The organism is Micromonospora sp. DT15, assembly GCF_049841475.1.
Taxonomy (GTDB): Bacteria; Actinomycetota; Actinomycetes; order Mycobacteriales; family Micromonosporaceae; genus Micromonospora.
In genome coordinates this window covers 817,184-836,531 of the sequence record NZ_JBNCKJ010000001.1, presented here as the reverse complement: position 1 = coordinate 836,531, position 19,348 = coordinate 817,184, and the positions used below count along the sequence as shown (strand labels likewise).

The following is a 19,348-nucleotide window of genomic DNA, read 5'->3' as shown; positions in this document are numbered from 1 at the left end:
CACCGGGCCGAGATCGGGCCCGGCCGCCCCCGGCGTAGATTCTTCTCAGCGGTACCGGCGCCAGGTCAGGGCGCGGACCAGGGAGACGGGGGCACGGCATGGCGAAGGCGCTGCGGGTTGGTCTGCTGGGGTACGGGCTGGCGGGCCGGGTGTTCCACGCGCCGCTGATCGCCGCGACCCCCGGGCTGCGGCTCGACGCCATCGTGACCCGTGATCCGCAGCGACGCGAGCAGGCGCGGCAGCACTTCCCGGACGCCCGCCTGGTCGACGACGCCGACGAGGTGTGGCGTACCCCGGACGCCCTGGACCTGGTCGTGGTGGCGACGCCGAACCGGCAGCACGTGCCGATGGCGCGCGCGGCGCTCGCCGCCGGCCTGCCGGTCGTCGTCGACAAGCCCCTCTCCCCCACCGCGGCGGAGGGCCGCGCGCTGATCGACGAGGCGACCGAGCGTGGGGTGCCGCTGACGGTCTTCCAGAACCGGCGCTGGGACGGCGACTTCCTGACCGTCCGCCGCCTGGTCGAGCAGGGCGAGTTGGGGAAGGTGCTGCGCTTCGAGTCCCGGTTCGAGCGGTTCCGTCCGACGATCAAGCCGGGCTGGCGGGAGCTTGCCGGTCCGGAGGAGGCCGGCGGCGCCCTCTTCGACCTCGGCGCCCACCTCGTCGACCAGGCGGTGCAGCTGTTCGGCCAGGTCGAGCGGGTGTACGCGGAGGTGGACCGTCGCCGCGCGGGCGCGGCCGTCGACGACGACGCCTTCGTGGCGTTGACCCACGCCAACGGGGTCCACTCGCACCTGTGGATGGGTGCGGTGACCGCTCAGCTCGGGCCGCGCCTGCGGGTGCTGGGCGACCGGGCCGGCTACACCAGCTACGGGCTGGACGTGCAGGAGGCGGCGCTGCACGACGGTGGCCGCCCGGACCAGCCGGGCTGGGGTGAGGTTCCGCCGGACCGCTACGGCCTGCTCGGCGTCGACGGTGACCTGCGGCCGGTGCCGACCGAACCCGGCGCGTACCAGAGCTTCTACGCCCAGGTGGCGGCTGCGCTGCGCGACGGCACGCCGATGCCGGTGGACCCACGGGACTCCGTCCACACTGTCGAGTTGATCGAGCTGGCCCACCGGTCGGTGGCCGAGGGCGTGGTCCTGCCGGTGCCGAAGGCCTGACCGGTTCGTTCGTCCCGCCACCCGGGCTCCTGACGCGTAAAACCAGTGGAGCGGCGCCGCCGTGCGCCGTTACCGTGCTGCGCAACCAGGTCGTCTAGGCAAGGACGTGCCGTTGTACACCCTGTGAGACCTCCCGAGAGCTGATCTGTCGCGCGTCGCGCCTGTGCGCCGCGCTCCTTTTTGCTGCGGACTTCTCACTGAAACCGGTGTACCTCTGTGCTCATTCACTGGGCCGTCGTGCCCACCTGCCTGCCGATCGTCAACCGCCGTTGCCACGCGTGCCCGTCCCAACGCCTTCGGGCGAGCGGCAAGTTCCGTGTCAACGCCAACCACAAGCTCCTCGACGTCTGGCTTCTCGTGCTCTGCACCGAGTGTGGGGAGACGGCGAAACTCACCGTCCTGGAACGGATAACAGTGCGCACCATCCCACCCGAACTGCTGGACCGGCTCCATGCCAACGATGGCGGCCTGGTCGCCGAGCTGCTCCAGGATCCGGCCGTCCAGCACCGGAACCGATTCGCCCTGGACTGGACCGACGCCTGGCGTCTCGACACCGGCGGATCGGAGCACCTGGACCTCGACGTGATCGACGTCTCGGTCCGCAACGCGGCACGGGTCCCGGTCCGGCCGACCCGACTGATCGCTGAGGGTTGCCGTCTGTCGCGCGGCGAGATCGACCGACTGATCATGGAGGGCAAGGTCGTTTCGGCGTTCCGGTTGAGCGGCAAGCTCTCCGGCGACTTCACCTTCACGCTGAAGCGCTGAGCCGATCATGGGGGCCTGTCCGGCAGGACGCCTGGCAGGCCCTAATCGGCGTTCTCCTCGGTGGGAGCACCGTCCGGCGCGCGGGCGTCATCGTCGGTCAGTGCGTCGTCCGACGAGGCGCCGAGGTTGGCGAGCCGACGCTCGGCCTCTCGGACCTCCTCGTCGATCCTGGAGTTCTCCTCATCGGGACCCTGCGACATGGGCGACCTCCATCGGGCGCGACCGGCAGCCCTCCGGGTACCCGACCTGAGGGCGGGGACACGGAGATCCGCCGCCATCCCTTGATCAGGTGATGAAAAGTAGCTCAATCCGCTCCCCGGGACCTACTTTTCATCACCTGATCACGTGATGAGGAGTAGTTGAGCCGGCCAGCCGATTTGTGGAGTGGTTACCGAGCGCCGGGCCCGGTCGGCGGGCGCGCCGGGCTGTAGCCCGGGAGCGTTGCCGACCCGGCCCGGTGCCGGATCAGCGCTGCTTTAGCTCGCGCCAGGATGGGTGGGTGCCGCGCCAGGCGTCGGCGAGGATGGCCGCCGAGGCCCGGCTTGGGCACTGCTGCACCCGCTCACGACCCGACGCCCCACCGATCTGGGCGCGGACCTCCCAACCCTGCCCGTCAGTACGGATGTACACGTCCCGGCGCCCGCGCGGGGTCGTGTCTCCGTTCCACCAGTGCTCCTCCACCTTCATTCGCCGACCGTATAGCAATTCCCGCGCGGAGGGTACGGCGCAGGTATGCCCGGACCGGGGCAAGGGCGACAATCCAGGCGCATTTCGGGCCAACCGTTGGCGGTTCGAAACCATAACGGGCGGTTCTCCCGCTCCTGAGTTGCGAATCAGGAAGCTCTACCGTGCAGCCCGCCCGCAATCCCCAACCCTGTTGATCAAGAAGTTCGCGTCAGGGATCGGGTTCCCACTGACGGAAACCTCTTGATCAGCTCGGGCGGGCGGGCGGGGCGGGGCGCGGAGGGCGGAGGGCGGCGCGGAGGGCGGGGCGCGGGTCGGCTCGGCGGTCAGGTTTGGGTTGTCAGGAGGTAGTCGTCGGCTTCGGGGCTCCAGCGCAGGTCCAGTACGCCGGCGGTGGCGGCGGCCTTGCAGAACTGTAGGAAGCTGCGGTAGCCGAGCTTCTTCTCGCTGAAGTCGGGGCGGGCCCGGCGTACCTGGTTCTTCAACCCGGACAACGCCACCGGGTTGCCGCCGCTGCCGAGGTCCGCCACGACGCCCCGGAGCAGACCGAACGCCACCTCCCGGTCGCCGTGCTCGGGCAGTGAGACCTCGGGGTCACCCTTCGCCGGCCCCTCGGCCAGCTCGATCACGTTGCGCTCGGCGAGGTGGCGCAGCAGTTCGCCGAAGGTGCGGAAGCCGTAGTCGGACTCGCTGAAGGTGGGGTCCTTGCGCAACAGGGTCCGCTTGAGCCGGGAGGCGGTGACCTCACCGTTGGCGCTGCCCTGCAACCCGGCGACCGACTGGGCGACGAGCACCGCGAGGGCGTCCACATCCCGATCGGGCTCCGCGTCCTGTGTACGACGCTCCTGCTCCTGCTCCGGCTCGGGTGGGCGCTGGTCCGCGCCGGCCTGCCGGGTGGCGGGACGAGCGCGCCGACCACGGGCCGGCGGGATGTCCACGCCCTCCAAGCGGTCGTAGTACAGGAACTCGTCGCACGCCGGGGGAAGCAGCCCCGAGGTGGACCCCTCGACCCCGACGCCGATGACCCGCTTGTTCAGCTCGCGCAGCTTGTGCACCAGCGGGGTGAAGTCGCTGTCACCACTGCAGATCACGAAGGTGGAGATGTAGTCGCGTTCGAACGCCAACTCGATCGCGTCGACGGCCATCTTGATGTCCGCGGCGTTCTTACGGGACGCGCCCATCCGCTGCGGGATCTCGATCAGCTCGACGTGGGACCGGGTGAGCATCCGGCGGTCCTCGTCGAAGTAGGACCAGTCGGCGTACGCCCGTCGGACGACCACCCGACCTCGTTCGGCCAGCGCGTCGGCGATGGGCCGGAAGTCGAAGGCCGCGCCGCCACGATGGTCGCGCGCGCCCAACGCGAGGTTCTCGTAGTCGAGGAAGAGGGCAATCCGGTCTTCTTGATCCACGCGGATCAGCCTACGCCGGGCGTGAGCTGGTGGGGGCAGGCGACGCGCGGCACCTCAACTCGACGACCGTCCATTTCTTGCGGCCTGATAGTCGTTTATTTTCGTTGTTCGATAGTTGTCTTGCAGCGCCCTGTCTGGTGCTGCATCATGACGATCAATGTCGGGCGTCGGGGGGACGCCGGGCGGACCTCCACCACCACCCACCCAGGAGGGTCACCGATGTTTCGCAGCCTCACGCCGGCGCGGGGACGCCCCGGCCGGTCCGGCGGCACCGCCGTCGCGCTCGCGGCCGGACTCGCCGTGCTGGTCGCCGGACCCACCGCGGCCGTCGCCAGTCCACCCGCGTCCGCCGGCGCGCAGCCGGTGGTCACCCGGGCCGCCCTCGATCCGGCACTGGTCGCCGGACGCGGCGCGGACGTCGACTTCCTTGAGCAGGAAGCGGAGAACGCCCGCACCAACGGCGAGATCATCGGGCCCGACCGCACCGCCTACACGCTGCCCGCGGAGGCTTCCGGCCGCCGGGCGGTCCGGCTCACCCCCGGGGAGTACGTGGAGTTCGTCCTGCCCAGCGCGGCGAACGGGATCACCGTGCGGTACAGCATCCCGGACGCGCCGCAGGGTGGCGGGATCACCGCGCCGCTGCGGGTCGCCGTGAACGGCAAGCACCTGCGCACCATGACGCTCACATCGCAGTACTCGTGGCTCTACAACCAGTACCCGTTCACCAACGACCCGCAGGCCGGGCTGCTGCACCCGGACTGGTGGATCACCGAGTGCCAGTGCGTGCCGTCGGCCACCACGCCGTACCCGAGCATCACCAAGCCGTTCCGGCCCACCCACTTCTACGACGAGCAACGGCTGCTGCTCGGGCGTACCTACCGGGCCGGCGACAAGGTCCGGCTCACCGCGCCGCCCGGCAGCGCCGCCGCCTGGACGGTCATCGACCTGCTCGACTCCGAGTTGGTGGCACCGCCGCACGTCCGGCTGCTCGCGGCGAACGTGCTCGCCTTCGGCGCCGACCCCACCGGCCGGCGGGACTCCGCCGACGCGCTGGACCGGGCAATCGCCTTCGCCCGGCGCGCCCACCTCAAGGTCTACATCCCGCCGGGCACCTACCAGGTCAACCGACACATCATCGTCGACGACGTGACCATCGAGGGCGCCGGCAACTGGTACACCACGATCAAGGGCCGCGAGGTCGCCCTGCCGACTCCCGCGCCGGACGGCTCCGTGCACACCGGGGTCGGGTTCTACGGGCGGGACGCCGCCGACGGCGGCAGCCGCAACGTGCACCTCTCCGGCTTCGCCATCGAGGGCGACGTGCGGGAACGCATCGACACCGACCAGGTCAACGCAATCGGTGGTGCGATGAGCGACTCCACGATCGACGGGCTCTACCTGCACCACACCAAGGCAGGTCTGTGGTTCGACGGCCCGATGCGCAACGTCCGCGTCACCAACAACATCATCGTCGACCAGATCGCCGACGCGCTCAACTTCCACACCGGCGTGACCGACTCCCTCGTGTCGCACAACTTCGTCCGCAACACCGGCGACGACGGCCTGGCGATGTGGTCGGAGAAGACGGCCAACGCACGGAACACGTTCGACCACAACACCGTGCAGTCACCGACCCTTGCCAACGGCATCGCCATCTACGGCGGCACCGACACCACCGTCTCGCACAACCTGGTCGCCGACCCGGTACGCGAGGGCAGCGGCCTGCACGCCGGGGCCCGCTTCGGCGCGGAGCCGTTCACCGGGCACCTGCGCTTCACGAACAACACCACGGCCCGCGCCGGCACGTACGAGCTGAACTGGAACATCGGGCTGGGCGCGATCTGGGTCTTCGCCCTGGATCGCAGCATCGAGGCGCCCATCGAGGTGACCGGCGACGCGTACCTGGACAACACGTACAACGCGATCATGCTGGTCAGCGACTGGCCGGTGAAGGACCTCTACTCGATCTCCGACGCCCGGTTCCGGGACGTCCGGGTCGACGGCACCGGCACCTCGGTGCTCAGCGCCCGCGCTGCCGGGTCCGCCTCGTTCGCCAACGTGGACGCTCGCAACGTGGGCGCGGTCGGCGTCAACAACTGCGGATCGTTCCACTTCACCCCGGCCGGTTCGGAGTTCACACTGACCGACCTCGGCGGTAACGACGGCGGGTGGCTCGCGCCGTGGCTGCTGCCCAACACCATCACCTGCGACGACCGGCCGCCCGTGTCGCCGCCCCCGCCTCCGGCACAGTGGTGACAGCGGTGGGCGGCCCGATCGATCGGGCCGCCCACCGCACACGGATCAGCGCGTCCTGGCGTACGCCAGCGGAACGGTCGTGGACTGACCGTCCCAACTGCCGCTCAGCGTGCCCCCGGTCGACCCGTCGACCCCGGCCCCCGGCCGGCGCACGACGATCAGCTCGACGGTGTCGGTGGCGATGAGCGTGCGGTCCTCCTCGACCACCCGTCGCACCGCGCCGACGGCCGGTACCTGGGCGGCGGCGGTGCCGTCGACGACGACCGTCACCGTCGGTTCACGCACCTCTCGTCGGCCGTCGACCTCGAAGTACTGCTCCGCCTGACCGCTGCCGGTGAGGATCGCGTGGGCGAGCGCGGCCGCGTAGACCGGGTCGACGCAGCCGTCGTACACCCAGCGCTTGCCGAGCACCGAATGCTCGGTGGTGCCGACGAGCCAGCCGTCCGCACCGTCGAGGGGCGCGGCGCGGTAGGTGAGCGGAACATGGTGGACCGGCCCGTCGGGGGTGCCGACCAGCATCGTCTCGATGCCGACCTCGCCGGCCGGGTCGTCGAAGCGGTAGGCGCCCCGGCTCACCACCTCGACACCGGTCGGTCCGGCGTACCACTGTCGGGTGGGCAGCCAGGCCGTCAGCAGGTCCAGTTTCGTGGGATGCAGGGTCGCCCTGTGCAGCAATGCCATGACGGCAGCCTAGTCAGAGGCCCGCGCAGGGTTGCCCGCCGATCGTGCAGCTCTCCGGCTCCCGGGCGTTCGGCCGACTGTCGCGGACGTCGAAGCTGATCGTCTGGGATCCCCCGGCCGCCACGGCGGCTCCGGTGAAGGTGATCACCCGTCGGTCCTGTCGCCAGTTCGCGCCCTCGACGTCGTCGACAGTGGTGCCTTCGGCGAGGGTGACCACCACTGCCCAGTCCGCCACCGGTGCGCCGCCGGGGTTGCCGACCACTATCTCTCCGGTGTAGCCGAACAGTCGGTCGGATTCGGTCTCGTAGCGGGCCGTGACGGGCGCCGGTGGCGGAGGTGGCGCCGCCGACGTGGGCGTCAGCGAGGGCTTCGCCGACGGGGTCCGGCTCGGCCGGGTGGTCGCCGATGCGGTGGCCCGGGAGGGGCGCGCCGAGGGGGTCGCCGTGGAGACGCCCGTCGCCCTGCCGGCCGTCGCGGTCGGCGACGCGGACGCGGTCGCGGTCGCTGCTGGCGCGGCGACCGGCTTCGAGTCGCGCGGCAACGTCACCCATGCCGCCGTCCCCGCCAGCAGCACGGCCCCGGCGACCACGGCGACCACCGTGCGACGCCGACGGGGGTTGCGGCCGGCCCTGCCGCGTACGCCGATCAGCGGCAGTTCCGCGGTCATCCCACCGTCGGCCCGGCTCAGGTCGACCTGCTGGAAGGCGAGCCAGTCGAGAATTGCCGGCAGTCGTACCGTCAGCGCCTGCCGGAGCTGTTGCTCGCGTGGCTTCTGCTGCTCGACCGACCACCCGCCGTGCGTGGTGACCTCCCGCACCTCCAGCCGGCAGCCCTGAGTCGTGGCCGTGACGTCACAGGTCACCTCGCTGAGCCGACCGGCCTCGTCGCAGGCCAGCACGAGCAGGTCCGGCTCCTGCCGCTCGGTGACCTCGACCTCGACATCGGCCTGGAAGCCGGGCAGGCCGGCGGTGCGCAGCAGCACCCGGTCCGGTACGCCCTCGACCATCTCGGCCTCGGCGAACCACCGGCCGAGCAACTCCCGATCGGTCAGGGCGCGCCAGACCCGCTCAGCCGGGTGGGACAGCTCGACCTGCGCACCGATCTCGATCACGGCGAGACTCTAACGGGTTGCCCGCCCGGCCTGTCCCGCCCGCCCGAGCCGGTTGCCGACGGCCTGGTCAGCCCCAGCGGCTGGACCGCTCGACCACTGTGGCCAGCGCGGCACGGGCGTCTGCGCTCACCTCGGCGACCACCTGCGCCGCCGGCACGTCCCGGGCCAGCGGGTGCGCCTGCCCGGCCCACAGGTTGGCCACCGATGCGTCCGCGTCGCGCCGGGCGGCGGCGAGCAGGGGCCGCGTCAGGTGCAGCACCTGGGGGTAACCACGCGGTGCCACCGCGTCGTGCTCGCGCAGGAAGTCGTTGGCCACGCCACGGGCCCGCTTACCGGTGTACGCCCGGGTCAACGCGGTCGGTGCGGCACCGGCCACCGCCGCCCGGTGCATCGGCGAACTGCCCGCCTCCGGGCAGCGCAGGAAGGCCGTGCCGAGTTGCGCGGCGGCAGCGCCGGCGGCCAGCACGGCGGCCACCGAGGGGCCGTCGACGAGGCCACCCGCGGCCACCAACGGCCGGTCGCAGCGGGCGGCGGTCAGCCGGAGCAGCGGCAGCAACCCGTAGTCGTCGTCGTCCGGCAGACCACCGCGATGCCCACCGGCCTCGGTGCCCTGCACCACCACCGCGTCCACACCCAGGTCGGCGGCGGCGGTCGCGGCGTCCGGGCGGGTGACGGTGGCCCACACCTCGGTGCCCCGCTCGCGCAGGGCGGTGACCGCCGCCCGATCGGGGAACCCGAACACGAAGGACACGACCGGGACCGGGTCCGCGAGCAGCGCGGCCAGCTTCTCCGGGTACGCGTCGTCGCCGCCCACCGGCTCGCCCAGGCTCACGCCGCGTTGCGCGGCCTGCGGGGCGAGCCGTTCGGCGTACGCCCGGACGGCGGCCTCGTCGACGCCGCCGGGGTCGGGCAGGAAGAGGTTCACACCGAACGGCCGATCGGTACGCGAGCGGACCTCGGCGACGTCGGCGAGCAGCCGGCCGGTGTCGATCATCCCGGCGGCGAGGAAGCCCAGCCCACCCGCGGCGGACACGGCGGCCACCAGCGCGGGCGTGGACGGGCCACCAGCCATCGGGGCGGCGATGATCGGGTGGCGCAACGTGGACAGGACGGACATCCCCCCATCCTGCCGCAGCGCCGGCCCGCTCAGCGGCGCGCGGTGTGTCTCCACCACAGCACGCCGCCGAACCCGAGCAGGACCAGCAGTGTCCCCGCGCCGAGGGCCAGCGGCCAGGCCCGCCCACCCCCTGCGCCGGCCGCTCCGGCAGCCGGACGGACCGCCGTGGGCGACACCGGGTCGACGGACTCCGTGGAGGGCACGGCGGTGACAGTGGTGGCCGTCGCCGGGTAGCGCAGGATCGTCGAGCGGGTGCCGGCTGGCTGACCGGCGGACTCGGAGACGGTCAGCAACGACCGGCCGTCGCGACTGTAGGTGATCGACTCGCCCTGGGGCTCGTCCGGCAAGGGGGTGATCCGCGGGGTGCCGGTGGTCAACGCGCGGACCACGTCGCCGTCGGGGACGTCGTACTCGAAGGCGTCGGCGTAGCTGCGCAGCACCACCCGCCGTCCGTCCGGCGCGCTGGCCGCGCCGGTGATCACGCCGCGCCCCAGGAACGAGAACGGGTTGCTGGTCGTGGTCGAGGGCACTGTCACCTGACCGAGCGCGGTCAGCGGCGTCGTCGCGTCCGGCCTTAACGCGGTGGCAGGCGCGTAGAGCAAGACAGTGCCGCTGCCGCCCTTGGTGACGATCAGCGGCCGACCGGAGGCGTCGAGCAGCAGCGCCTCGGCGTCGTGCGGACGGTCCGGGTAGGTCATCCGGTGCAGCACCGGCTGCTTCGCCCCCGGTGCCAGCCGCCACACGCCGACCGTCGGCCGGGAGCGGTCGTTGTCACCGATGTCGGCCACCCAGACGGTGCCGTCCCGGCCGATGGCCAGGTCCTCGGTGTCGCGGGGCCGGGACGGGAAGGAGACGGTGCGCACCACGGCGCAGCGCTGGTCGAGGTAGAAGATCCGGCGGCGGGCCTCGTCGTCGGCCCCGTCGTTGATCACCACGTACCCGTCGTCGGTGGCTACCATCCCGGAGATCTCGCGCAGCCGGTCGTCGCGCACCTGGCAGACCGGCGTCCCCGCTGCCGCGCCTGCCGTGGCAGCGCCCGGCACCAGCACCACGGCCGGCGGCAGCACGCCCGCGAGCAACGCGGTCACCACCGCCCCCGCACGAGCACGCCGCCCCCAGGTCAACCGTCCACGTACCCGCATCGCCCACCCTCCTCGTCGCGGCCGTGACCGGCCACCCGCCCATCCTGGCCGATCCCGGCCACGGTCGGTGGTGATCGGGGGGACGCGCCGGGACCCCTGGTCGATGTACTGTCGCTCCGCCTGATCTTCACGCCGGGGGTGGACATGTCCGTGAGCGACACCGCGCCGGCCACCCGGTTCGCACGGCGGCTGCTGCGCCGCCTCGGCCGGCCAGCCAGCGGCGCCGCCGTCGCCTGGGTGCCGCTCACCGCTGTCGTCTGCGGCCTCTTCACCGGCGCCCTGGCCAGCCGGGCCGCCTGGGAGACCTCCCGACCGCAACCCGACCGGGCCGAGGCCGCCGCCATCCTCACCGAGGTCTTTCCCGGCCACGACCTCGGCGAGATCGACACCCCGCCGGCGCTCTTCGTCGTCTACGGGCACGCGCTGCGCCTGTCGACGGTCAAGACCCTGGTGCTCGGTGACGGCGGCGAGTACCAGGAGAGCGCCACCGGCGCCGGCGCCCTCGGCGCGCCACCGGCGCCCGCCGAGCAGATCGTCACGGTGGCCCGGGAGCGCCTGACCGGTGCCGGCTGGCGGGTGTACGACCCACAGGTCTCCGACCGCGTGACCTGCGCGGACAAGATGTGCGCCACCCCGCGGGCGGTCATCGACACCGCGCTGACCGCCCGACGTGGCGACACCATCCTGAACGCCTCGATCTCCTCGCAGACAGCCGTCGACGCCAACTACCTCTCGGTCGAGCTGCACCGCGCGCCGCCACCCCTGGTGGTCCCCGCCGGGGTGCTCGGCACGGTGCTGGGCGCGGTGGCCGGTTGGCTGGTCTTCGGCTGGGTCAGCCGACGCACCGAGGGACGCCGCAGCCGCGGCACTGTGAACGGTCTGATGGGTGTGGCCACGGTGCTGTGGTGGCTGCCGCTGCCGCTGAGCGTCCCGTCCCTGCTGTCGCACCACCTCGGCGAACCGCACCCGGCCTGGCACCCGTACTGGGAGTGGCTGGGCCAGCCGGCCGCGTCGCTGCTCTTCCTGGTCGGCGCGGTGTGCGTGCTGCTGGCGCTGGGGCTGGCCGCCGGTACCCGCCGGGCCGGCACGCCGGCCCGCTGACCGTCACGGCCGGTGTCACCTGCCTGCGCGACCTGGGGTCACCCACCACGGTACGGACGCCGACCGCCGGCCACTGCCGGCGCGCATGACGCGATACCCCTCTCAAGATCCGCGCAACCACCGGGATGGTGCTGCTTCCGCCGCTGCGGAGGCAGCACTGTCCCGGAAACTGCCGAGATCTCCGCTGGCGTGCCGGCCTGACTGGGGCGCTGGCGGGTAGGCAGCGGCCCGGCGGCATGTCGACACCCGCCGGGTGGGAGGCTCCGATGAGTACGTACCGGGACGATCAGGGCGAAACGTTTCCTCCTCCGGAGGCGGATGCCCAGGAGCAACGACAGGACGCGTTCGACGTCGGGCCGCCGGACCGGGTGTCGGGTGACGTCGACCCCGAAGCGTCCGAGGCGGACCTGGCCGAGCAGGGCGCCCTTCCGGCGGGCACGCTGGAGGAGGTGACGTCCCTGCCTGCCGACGCCAACCCGGCGGACGCCCTCGAACAGCTCCAGGAGATTCCCGTCCGTGACGAGGGCCGTCGGACGTGACGCGTCAGGTCAGACTTCGATCCCCCGGCGCTCAGCGGGTCCGGATCCCGTTCAGTACGACATCGAGGTAGTGGCGACGGCTGCGGCCTGCTGCTGTTGCGAATCGGTGGCTGCATGCATCGGGGCGATGGCCGCGTTGCTCGGATCCTCGGCGGGCATCACCTCCCACAAGGCGCGCGACACGTTCGGCTGGAGCACCAGCGGTCCCGCCCTGCCGGACGACGTGCGCTCCGGCTCCTACCGGGTCGTGAACCCGTGAGCCCCAGCCTGACCAGCCGAGCCGTTGTCGGTCGATCTGGTTGACGGGGTTGTTCACGCGTGATCGGGCTACTCACCCGGCGACGACCTGCCAGAGCAGGAAGGCGTTCAGCGCGACCACCAGCACGGCCACCAGGGACGCGGCGGCGGTGGTCAGCGGGTGGTTGACCAGGTTGCCCATCAGGTCGCGTCGGCGGGTGAAGGCGACCACCGGGATCAGTGCGAACGGGATGCCGAAGCTGAGGATGACCTGGGACAGCACGAGCGCCCGGGTCGGGTCGAGGCCGATGGCGAGCACGGCCAACGCGGGCAGCAGGGTGACCAGCCGACGCAGCAGCAGCGGTATCCGCCGCCGCAGGAAGCCCTGCATGATCACCTCTCCGGCGTAGGTGCCGACGCTCGTGGAGGCGAGCCCCGAGACCAGCAGTGCGACGGCGAAGCCGAACGCGGCGGCGGTCCCGATGGTCTGGCCGAGCCCGGCGTGCACCCCTTCCAGGCTCTCCGCGCCACCCGGGCCGCCACCACGGAAGCTCGCCGCGGCGATCAGCAGCATGGCGAGGTTGACCGCGCCGGCGGCGCTCAGGGCGAGCAGCACGTCGGTGCGCTGGCCGCGGAACAGGATCCGACGCTCGCCGTCGTCGGCGGCAGGGATGCGATCGCGGGTGAGCGCGGAGTGCACGTAGATGACGTGCGGCATGACTGTCGCGCCGAGGATGCCGGCGGCCAGCAGCACGCTGTCGGTGCCCTGTAGGCGCGGCACCATGCCGGCCATGGCCGAGCCGGGATCGGAGCCGGAGGCGAGCAGGTTGGCGGCGAAGGCCAGCACGATCACGCCGAGCAGGACGGCGATGGCGATCTCGAAGGCGCGGTACCCGCGTGAGCGCAACGCCAGCACGGCGAAGGCGGCAGTGCCGATGATGATCCCGCCGGGCAGCAGGGGAATGCCGAAGAGCAGGTACAGGGCGACGGCGCCACCGATCACCTCGGCCAGGTCGGTGGCCATGGCCACCAACTCGGCCTGCACCCACATCACCCGGTTCAGCGGTCGGGGCAGGCGTTCCCGGCACAGCTCGGGCAGGCTGCGCCCGGTGGCCAGCCCGAGCTTCGCGGTGAGCGTCTGCACCAGCATCGCCATCAGGTTCGCCACCACCACGACCCAGACCAGCAGGTAGCCGTAGCGGGCCCCGGCGGCGGAGTTGGTGGCGAAGTTGCCGGGGTCGACGTACGCGACGGCGGCGACGAACGCCGGGCCGAGCAGGATCAACCGCCCGCGTACGCGGCCCCGGGCGCGAGCGGCCTGTAGTGGAGTCGCCCTCGACGTCGTCAGTTCGTTGGTGACCATCGAACACCTCCCGTCCACGCGGATCGCTGCCGGTCCCTTCCCCCCGTGCTGACCCTCGGGTGCCAACCGGTGGCCTGCCGGTGCCACCTGGGTCGGCCCGCCTGGCAGGACTCGATGCCCCCGCCGGCACGCAACGCGGCGCGCCGGGCGAGACGCGCCGCGCCCGAACAGAACGTGCCCCTTCGGGCTTGACAGCCGGTGGGCCACCGATGAAGCTGTCTATTAGTCCTACTGTCGTAGGACAACAGGAAGGATCATCGGGAGTGATCGAGTTCGTACTGGACAGCCGGTCGAAGGTGAACACCTACATGCAGCTCGTGCAGCAGGTGAAACAGGCGCTACGGGTTGGCCTGCTGACGCCGGGCGACCAGTTGCCGAAGGTCCGGGACGTCGCGCAATCCCTGGCGATCAACCCGAACACGGTGCTGAAGGCGTACCGGGAGTTGGAGATCGAGGGTCTGGTCGGCGGCCGACCCGGGGTGGGCACGTTCGTCCAGCGCACGCTGGCCAGCGCGTCCCTGCCCAACCAGGCCGAGCTGCGCGACGACCTGGTCGCGTGGCTGCACCGGGCGCAGGCGGCCGGCCTCACGGCGGAGGACGTCATCGCCCTGGTGGAGACGACGCTGCGCGCCACCCTCGCCGACGACGCCCCACAGCCGGAACGCGCGTGAGCGAGCAGGGCGAACGAACCATCAGGCACCACGAGCGCTCGCGCGACCGCGAAGCGGTGGCGTGAACGGAACGAGAGGACAAGGGATGGACATGGTCTTGGAAGCAGACCGGCTCGGCAAGCGGTACGGCAGCACCTGGGCGTTGCGGGACTGCTCGCTGCATCTGCCGGCCGGCCGGATCGCCGCGCTGGTCGGGCCGAACGGCGCGGGTAAGAGCACGCTGCTGCACCTGGCCGTCGGGCTGCTCAAGCCCGATGCCGGTGCGGTCCGGGTGTTCGGCCGATCCCCGTACGGCGACACCGAGGGCCTGGCCGACATCGGCTTCGTCGCCCAGGACACCCCGCTGTACCGGGACTTCACGGCGGCCGAGTTGGTCATCGCCGGCGGCAAGCTGAACAAGCGGTGGGACGCGGCGTTGGCCCGCCAGCGGCTGGCGCAGCTCGGCATCCCGCCGGACAAGCCGGTCGGCAAGCTCTCCGGCGGTCAACGGGCCCAGGTCGCGCTGGCTCTGGCGCTGGCGAAGCAGCCCCGACTGCTGCTGCTCGACGAGCCGGTCGCCAGCCTCGACCCGCTGGCGCGACGGGAGTTCCTCCAGTCGCTGATGGGCAGCGTCGCGGAGTCGGGCACCACCGTCCTGCTCTCCTCGCACCTGCTGGCCGACCTGGAACGGGTCTGTGACTACCTGATCGTGCTGAACGCCTCCCAGGTGCAGCTCACCGGCGCGGTCGACGACCTGGTCGCCGAGCACCGGCAGCTCGTCGGGCCACGACACGACGGCGGCGTCATCGGGGGCGTCGCCGCAGTGATCCGGGCCAGCCACACCGACCGGCAGTCCACTCTGCTGGTCCGCGCCAACGGGCCGGTCACCGATCCGGCCTGGACGGTCCGCGAGGTGAGCCTGGAGGACGTCGTGCTGGCATACCTGGCCGACGGCACCACGAAGACCAGTCACAGCGAGTGGGGGGTAGCAGCATGATCTGGTTGACCTGGCGGCAACACCGCAAGCAGGCGTTCTACACGCTGCTGGCGCTCGCCGCGCTCGCCGCCCTGCTGGTACCGATCGGCATCGCGATGCGGCACACCTTCGCCGACCTCGGACTGACCGACTGTGCCAGCCAACTCGCCCGCGCCGACGTGGCGCAGGCGACCCGGGAGACCTGCGACGCGGGGTTCCACCGCTTCAGCAACAAGTACGGCAGCCTGAACCTGGTGGCCGTACTGCTGATCACCCTGCCGGCGCTTGTCGGCCTGTTCTGGGGTGCCCCGCTCGTCGCCCGCGAGGTGGAGCAGGGCACGCACCGGTTCGTCTGGACCCAGGGCGTCGGTCGGACCCGCTGGGCCGTGGTGAAGTTCGGGCTGGTGGGCACGGCGGTCGTGCTCCTCGCGGCGGTCTACGGGCTGGGCATGTCGTGGTGGGTCGACCCGCTCACCCAGGCGGCGTTCGAGGGTCGGTTCGGCGTGATCGTCTTCGACCTTCAGGGCGTCGCTCCGATCGGCTACACCCTCTTCGCCGTCGCGCTCGGCGTCTTCGTCGGCACCATCTCGAAGCGGATGCTGCCCGCCATGGGCATCACCCTCGCCGGGTACATCGGGGTACGAGCGGCTGTGGCGATCCTGGCCCGACCGCACTACCAGCCGGCCCGCACCCAGACCTTCCCCATCGAGGGGGAAGGGCCGCCGGAGATCAGCCGGGGGGACTGGGTCCTCGCCCAGGGCATCCGTAACCCCGACGGAGAGTTGATCTCGGACGGCCGGATCCAGTGCCCAACGGGCGGTAAGGGGCCGGACGGTCGGGTCTGCGGGGCCGAGTTGGGCCTCGAACCGGGCGCGTACAACTGGCAGCTCTACCAACCGGCGGACCGGTTCTGGCTGTTCCAGGGCATCGAGACCGGCATCTTCGTCGCTCTGGCCTTCCTGCTGCTCTACCTCGCCATTCGCCGGGTGCGCCGGATCGCGTAGCTCGACGACGGGTGATCGCCGGGGCCACGGGGCTCGGCGATCACCCGTCAGGGCAGACCCTCGACGGTGAGCGACAGCCAGGACGCCAGGTCGCGCACCTCCTCGTGCACGGCCCGGGTCACCTCCGGGGCGAACGGCACGTCCTCGTGGATGGCGTGCACGGTGAACATGCCGCGCCGCCGATCGGCAGTGGTGTCCACCTTTCCGACCAGCCGGTCGCCGTGCAGGATCGGCAGCGCGAAGTAGCCCCACCGTCGACTCGCCCTGGGCTTGTACATCTCCAGCACGTACTCGTACTCGAAGAGGTCGGCCAGGCGGACCCGATCGTGCACCAGCCGGTCGAACGGCGACAACAACGCCGTACGCCCGGTGAAGGGTTGCCCGAGCGCGGCCGGATCCACCCGCCACTCCCCCACGACGCCCTCGATCACCGCCGGCTCCCCCGCGTCACCGACCTGGGCGGGCTCTCCGGGAACGATGACCGCCTTCCGCCGGGCGATGCCCAGAGCCCGCAGCCGTCGCTCGTTGCGAAGCCGGCGCGCCTGCTCCAGCTCGATGACGGGAACCCCGGACGGATAGACCCGCTCCGCGACGTCCCAGAGCCGCTGCCGCCCCTGGCGGCCCGCGATCGCGACCTCGCCGCGCAGGACCAGAAACTCCAGCATCTGGGTGATGTTGCGGTTGTTCGTCCAACCGGAGGACGGCCAGGGCACGACGCAGGTGTCCGGGATGTCACGGGAGAGCAGTGGGCCACGGCGGCCGAGCAGGTCGAGCACGTCGCGCCGGAACGAGTCGTTGACGCGCAGCCACTCGCGGTGACGATCATGACCGGGCGAGGCCGCCATCTCGGCGAGGAAGAGCCCCAGGTCATCCATCGGTCGCACCATCGCGTGGTGCTCGAACAGCGTCCGGTCCCGTTCGAGGGCCTCGCGCAGGTGCGCCGGCTGGTACGACGAGCCGAGCCGGCTCCAGCAGACGAGGTCGGCGCTGGGCGCGACGGCAGCGGTCGGGTCGATCTGCACCAGCGTCAACTGGCGGACCACGGTCAGCAGGTCGGTCGGACGCGGAGCGGCCAGCAGCTGGGCCCGGATGGCGATCCGCCGCGCCTGGGCCCGATCGAGTCGGTGCACATCCACGCCGTGAGCCTAACGACGACCACCGACACCGATCGGGCCCGGAGAGTCGAACCCCACGTCCGTTCCGGGCTCAGCCGGCCAGCCGTCGGTACCGGACCACCGAGAGCGGCAGGAAGACCGCGACCAGAACGAGCGGCCAGAGCACCGCCAGCACCGGGTAGTGCTGGGCCGCCCAGGAGTCGCCGCCCCAACCGGGGTTGCCGAACAGCTCACGGGTGGCACCGACGGTCGCCGACAGCGGGTTCCACGCGGCCACCGCACCGAGCCAGACGGGCATTGTGGACGGTGCGACGAACGCGTTGGAGAGGAAGCCGAGCGGAAACTCCAGGGTCTGCACGGCCACCACGGCCGTCTGCCCGCGGGTGACCAACCCGAGGAAGATGCCGACCCAGATCAGGGCGAAGCGCAGCAGCAGGATCAACCCCACCGCCGCCAGCGTGGCACCGACCCCACCGTGTGCCCGCCACCCGATCGCGAGACCGGTCAGCAGCAGGACCCCGAGGGTGACGAGCGCGAACAGCATGTCGGCCACCGCCCGGGCCGCCAGCGGCGCCAGCGGTGAGACGGGCATCGATCGGAGCCGGTCGGTCACCCCGCGCTCCAGGTCCTCGGCAACGGCGATCGTGGTGAGACTGATGCCGAAGACCATCGTCATCACGAACATGCCCGGCATCAGGAACTCTCGGTAGCTCCCACCGCCGGGCACCTGCAACGCGCCACCGAACAGGTAGGCGAACATCAGCACGATCAGGATGTTGAAGCCGAGCGACGCGACCAGCGGGCCGGGATCGCGTCGCCACCGGGCCAGGGCGCGCCAGATCAACGTGCCGCTGTCGGCCAGGAGGGTGGGCCGGCCGGGCGTCAGATCCACCGGCCGGGCCGGCATGCTCACCGCGCTCATGCCGCCACCTCCGCGGTCGCCGCCCGGTGACCGGTGAGGTGCAGGAACACGTCGTCCAGGGTTGGGCGGCGCAGCGCGACGTCCGCCACCGGGACGTTCACGGCGTCGAGTGCCCGCAACACGTCGACGAGCGCACCGGCCTGGTGGCCGACCCGGACGCTCACCATCCGTCGGTCCACGTCGACAGTCGGTTCGTCGTCGGCCGCCCGGCGTATCTGGGCGACGGCGGCGGCAAGGTCGGTCGGCGCCGCGACGACCACCTCGATGCGATCGCCGCCGAGCCGGGTCTTGAGGTCGTCCGGAGTTCCCTCGGCGATCACCCGGCCGGCCTCGACCACCGAGATCCGGTCGGCGAGTTGGTCGGCCTCGTCCAGTTGCTGGGTGGTCAGCAGCACTGTGGTGCCGGTACGCACCAACTCCCGGACCGACTCCCACACCTCGTTGCGGCCACGCGGGTCCAGCCCGGTGGTGGGCTCGTCGAGGAAGAGAACCGCGGGGGCCAGGATCATGCCGGCCGCCAGGTCGAGCCGTCGGCGCATGCCGCCGGAGTACGTGCTGACCGGCTGCTCGGCGGCGTCGGCGAGACCGAAGCGTTCCAGCAGCTCGACCGCCCGTTGACGGGCCCGGCGGCGGCCCAGGTGGAACAGCCGGCCGAAGAGAACCAGATTCTGCCGGCCGCTCAGCGCCTCGTCGAGCGCGGGATGCTGTCCTACCAGCCCGATGCGGTAGCGCACCTGATCGGCCTGGTTGGTCACGTCGAAGCCGGCCACCTCGGCACGACCCTCGTCGAGTCGGAGCAGGGTGGTGAGGATCCGTACCGAGGTGGTCTTGCCGGCCCCGTTCGGGCCGAGCAGGCCGCACACGGTCCCCCGCGGCACCCGCAGGTCGAACCCGTCCAGCGCGTACCGGTCCCGATACCGCTTGCGCAGCCCGTGCGCCACTATCGCGTCGGCTCCTGTCATCAGAGCGCTCCCCTCCTGAAACCGTGTCCCCGTTACCGTACGACGTACGATAGCGCGTACGGGAACGCCCATGAAGGCCCGATCGAATGGGGGGCAGAACGGTGCCGGCGGAGAGCGTCGCGGCAGACGTTGGATCACACGCCGGTGGGAAGTC

At 71.7% G+C, this 19,348-nt stretch carries 20 protein-coding genes; 9 read left to right on the top strand and 11 right to left on the bottom strand.

Translation table 11 applies throughout. The features are described 5' to 3' along the window. Positions 1-98 precede the first annotated feature (98 nt). Complete coding sequence (locus ACLQ3F_RS03865) at positions 99-1,160, top strand: Gfo/Idh/MocA family oxidoreductase (protein WP_425846065.1); 1,062 nt, start codon at positions 99-101, stop codon at positions 1,158-1,160. 216 nt (positions 1,161-1,376) lie between these two features. Further along, positions 1,377-1,925 (top strand): DUF1062 domain-containing protein, encoded by a 549-nt coding sequence (locus tag ACLQ3F_RS03860; protein WP_425846063.1) that lies wholly within the window; start codon positions 1,377-1,379, stop codon positions 1,923-1,925. A 41-nt stretch (positions 1,926-1,966) separates the two neighbouring features. Here ACLQ3F_RS03860 and ACLQ3F_RS03855 read toward each other — a convergent pair whose 3' ends face one another. From ACLQ3F_RS03855 to ACLQ3F_RS03845, 3 genes are all read right to left on the bottom strand, one after another. After that, on the bottom strand, positions 1,967-2,125 hold the full coding sequence (locus tag ACLQ3F_RS03855) for a hypothetical protein (RefSeq protein WP_357196921.1): 159 nt from the start codon (positions 2,123-2,125) through the stop codon (positions 1,967-1,969). A gap of 265 nt (positions 2,126-2,390) precedes the next feature. Then, entirely contained in the window at positions 2,391-2,612 is a 222-nt protein-coding gene (locus ACLQ3F_RS03850) for a hypothetical protein (protein WP_030335934.1), read from the bottom strand. 323 nt (positions 2,613-2,935) lie between these two features. Continuing rightward, the gene (locus ACLQ3F_RS03845) at positions 2,936-4,018 is read right to left on the bottom strand and encodes a PIN domain-containing protein (protein ID WP_357261474.1); all 1,083 of its coding nucleotides are present in this window, start codon (positions 4,016-4,018) and stop codon (positions 2,936-2,938) included. A gap of 219 nt (positions 4,019-4,237) precedes the next feature. Here ACLQ3F_RS03845 and ACLQ3F_RS03840 point away from each other — a divergent pair, with 219 nt between their 5' ends. Continuing rightward, positions 4,238-6,274: a glycosyl hydrolase family 28-related protein gene (locus tag ACLQ3F_RS03840; RefSeq protein ID WP_425846060.1), complete on the top strand. Its 2,037-nt coding sequence runs from the start codon at positions 4,238-4,240 to the stop codon at positions 6,272-6,274. A gap of 45 nt (positions 6,275-6,319) precedes the next feature. On the opposite strand, the gene ACLQ3F_RS03835 is transcribed toward ACLQ3F_RS03840, so the two are convergent. From ACLQ3F_RS03835 to ACLQ3F_RS03820, 4 genes are all read right to left on the bottom strand, one after another. Beyond that, a complete protein-coding gene (locus ACLQ3F_RS03835) occupies positions 6,320-6,955 on the bottom strand; it encodes a CG0192-related protein (RefSeq protein ID WP_425846058.1) in 636 nt (211 codons plus the stop codon). A 13-nt stretch (positions 6,956-6,968) separates the two neighbouring features. Further along, on the bottom strand, positions 6,969-8,066 hold the full coding sequence (locus ACLQ3F_RS03830; RefSeq protein ID WP_425846055.1) for an SRPBCC domain-containing protein: 1,098 nt from the start codon (positions 8,064-8,066) through the stop codon (positions 6,969-6,971). 67 nt (positions 8,067-8,133) lie between these two features. Continuing rightward, positions 8,134-9,183 (bottom strand): NAD(P)H-dependent flavin oxidoreductase, encoded by a 1,050-nt coding sequence (locus ACLQ3F_RS03825; protein WP_425846053.1) that lies wholly within the window; start codon positions 9,181-9,183, stop codon positions 8,134-8,136. A gap of 29 nt (positions 9,184-9,212) precedes the next feature. Beyond that, the gene (locus ACLQ3F_RS03820) at positions 9,213-10,325 is read right to left on the bottom strand and encodes a hypothetical protein (protein WP_425846050.1); all 1,113 of its coding nucleotides are present in this window, start codon (positions 10,323-10,325) and stop codon (positions 9,213-9,215) included. Positions 10,326-10,475: 150 nt separating this feature from the next. On the opposite strand from ACLQ3F_RS03820, the gene ACLQ3F_RS03815 reads away from it, so the two are divergent. The 3 genes from ACLQ3F_RS03815 (at position 10,476) to ACLQ3F_RS03805 (ending at position 12,224) form a co-directional block, all read left to right on the top strand. Then, complete coding sequence (locus ACLQ3F_RS03815; protein WP_425846048.1) at positions 10,476-11,426, top strand: hypothetical protein; 951 nt, start codon at positions 10,476-10,478, stop codon at positions 11,424-11,426. A gap of 266 nt (positions 11,427-11,692) precedes the next feature. Further along, positions 11,693-11,965 carry a hypothetical protein gene (locus tag ACLQ3F_RS03810; RefSeq protein WP_357206283.1) on the top strand — a complete coding sequence of 91 codons (273 nt, stop codon included), beginning with the start codon at positions 11,693-11,695 and terminating at the stop codon, positions 11,963-11,965. A gap of 127 nt (positions 11,966-12,092) precedes the next feature. Then, the gene (locus ACLQ3F_RS03805) at positions 12,093-12,224 is read left to right on the top strand and encodes a hypothetical protein (RefSeq protein WP_425846046.1); all 132 of its coding nucleotides are present in this window, start codon (positions 12,093-12,095) and stop codon (positions 12,222-12,224) included. A gap of 72 nt (positions 12,225-12,296) precedes the next feature. Here the strand turns inward: ACLQ3F_RS03805 and ACLQ3F_RS03800 are convergent, their stop codons facing one another. Further along, positions 12,297-13,565, bottom strand: coding sequence for an Nramp family divalent metal transporter (locus ACLQ3F_RS03800; protein WP_425846043.1), 1,269 nt, complete (start codon positions 13,563-13,565; stop codon positions 12,297-12,299). A 263-nt stretch (positions 13,566-13,828) separates the two neighbouring features. Here ACLQ3F_RS03800 and ACLQ3F_RS03795 point away from each other — a divergent pair, with 263 nt between their 5' ends. The 3 genes from ACLQ3F_RS03795 to ACLQ3F_RS03785 all read left to right on the top strand — a co-directional run bounded on the left by ACLQ3F_RS03795 (position 13,829) and on the right by ACLQ3F_RS03785 (position 16,195). Continuing rightward, positions 13,829-14,236, top strand: a complete 408-nt coding sequence (locus ACLQ3F_RS03795) for a GntR family transcriptional regulator (RefSeq protein WP_357228121.1) — start codon at positions 13,829-13,831, stop codon at positions 14,234-14,236. An 85-nt stretch (positions 14,237-14,321) separates the two neighbouring features. After that, positions 14,322-15,212 (top strand): ABC transporter ATP-binding protein, encoded by an 891-nt coding sequence (locus ACLQ3F_RS03790; protein ID WP_357206278.1) that lies wholly within the window; start codon positions 14,322-14,324, stop codon positions 15,210-15,212. After that, positions 15,209-16,195: an ABC transporter permease gene (locus ACLQ3F_RS03785; protein WP_425846040.1), complete on the top strand. Its 987-nt coding sequence runs from the start codon at positions 15,209-15,211 to the stop codon at positions 16,193-16,195. The genes ACLQ3F_RS03790 and ACLQ3F_RS03785 overlap by 4 nt, the downstream gene beginning before the upstream one ends. A 47-nt stretch (positions 16,196-16,242) precedes the next feature. Here ACLQ3F_RS03785 and ACLQ3F_RS03780 read toward each other — a convergent pair whose 3' ends face one another. The 3 genes from ACLQ3F_RS03780 to ACLQ3F_RS03770 form a co-directional block, all read right to left on the bottom strand. Then, positions 16,243-17,331 (bottom strand): DNA glycosylase AlkZ-like family protein, encoded by a 1,089-nt coding sequence (locus ACLQ3F_RS03780; RefSeq protein ID WP_425846038.1) that lies wholly within the window; start codon positions 17,329-17,331, stop codon positions 16,243-16,245. Positions 17,332-17,401: 70 nt separating this feature from the next. After that, entirely contained in the window at positions 17,402-18,232 is an 831-nt protein-coding gene (locus ACLQ3F_RS03775; RefSeq protein WP_425846035.1) for an ABC transporter permease, read from the bottom strand. Beyond that, positions 18,229-19,194 (bottom strand): ATP-binding cassette domain-containing protein, encoded by a 966-nt coding sequence (locus ACLQ3F_RS03770; RefSeq protein WP_357263607.1) that lies wholly within the window; start codon positions 19,192-19,194, stop codon positions 18,229-18,231. Before ACLQ3F_RS03770 ends, ACLQ3F_RS03775 begins: the two co-directional genes overlap by 4 nt. Positions 19,195-19,348 lie beyond the last annotated feature (154 nt).

Coding starts and splice junctions, on each gene's coding strand:
- ACLQ3F_RS03865 (WP_425846065.1), top strand. CDS start 99: ATGGCGAAGGCGCTGCGGGTTGGTCTGCTGGGGTACGGGCTGGCGGGC.
- ACLQ3F_RS03855 (WP_357196921.1), bottom strand. CDS start 2,125: ATGTCGCAGGGTCCCGATGAGGAGAACTCCAGGATCGACGAGGAGGTC.
- ACLQ3F_RS03850 (WP_030335934.1), bottom strand. CDS start 2,612: ATGAAGGTGGAGGAGCACTGGTGGAACGGAGACACGACCCCGCGCGGG.
- ACLQ3F_RS03840 (WP_425846060.1), top strand. CDS start 4,238: ATGTTTCGCAGCCTCACGCCGGCGCGGGGACGCCCCGGCCGGTCCGGC.
- ACLQ3F_RS03835 (WP_425846058.1), bottom strand. CDS start 6,955: ATGGCATTGCTGCACAGGGCGACCCTGCATCCCACGAAACTGGACCTG.
- ACLQ3F_RS03825 (WP_425846053.1), bottom strand. CDS start 9,183: ATGTCCGTCCTGTCCACGTTGCGCCACCCGATCATCGCCGCCCCGATG.
- ACLQ3F_RS03820 (WP_425846050.1), bottom strand. CDS start 10,325: ATGCGGGTACGTGGACGGTTGACCTGGGGGCGGCGTGCTCGTGCGGGG.
- ACLQ3F_RS03810 (WP_357206283.1), top strand. CDS start 11,693: ATGAGTACGTACCGGGACGATCAGGGCGAAACGTTTCCTCCTCCGGAG.
- ACLQ3F_RS03805 (WP_425846046.1), top strand. CDS start 12,093: ATGGCCGCGTTGCTCGGATCCTCGGCGGGCATCACCTCCCACAAGGCG.
- ACLQ3F_RS03800 (WP_425846043.1), bottom strand. CDS start 13,565: ATGGTCACCAACGAACTGACGACGTCGAGGGCGACTCCACTACAGGCC.
- ACLQ3F_RS03790 (WP_357206278.1), top strand. CDS start 14,322: ATGGACATGGTCTTGGAAGCAGACCGGCTCGGCAAGCGGTACGGCAGC.
- ACLQ3F_RS03785 (WP_425846040.1), top strand. CDS start 15,209: ATGATCTGGTTGACCTGGCGGCAACACCGCAAGCAGGCGTTCTACACG.
- ACLQ3F_RS03775 (WP_425846035.1), bottom strand. CDS start 18,232: ATGAGCGCGGTGAGCATGCCGGCCCGGCCGGTGGATCTGACGCCCGGC.
- ACLQ3F_RS03770 (WP_357263607.1), bottom strand. CDS start 19,194: ATGACAGGAGCCGACGCGATAGTGGCGCACGGGCTGCGCAAGCGGTAT.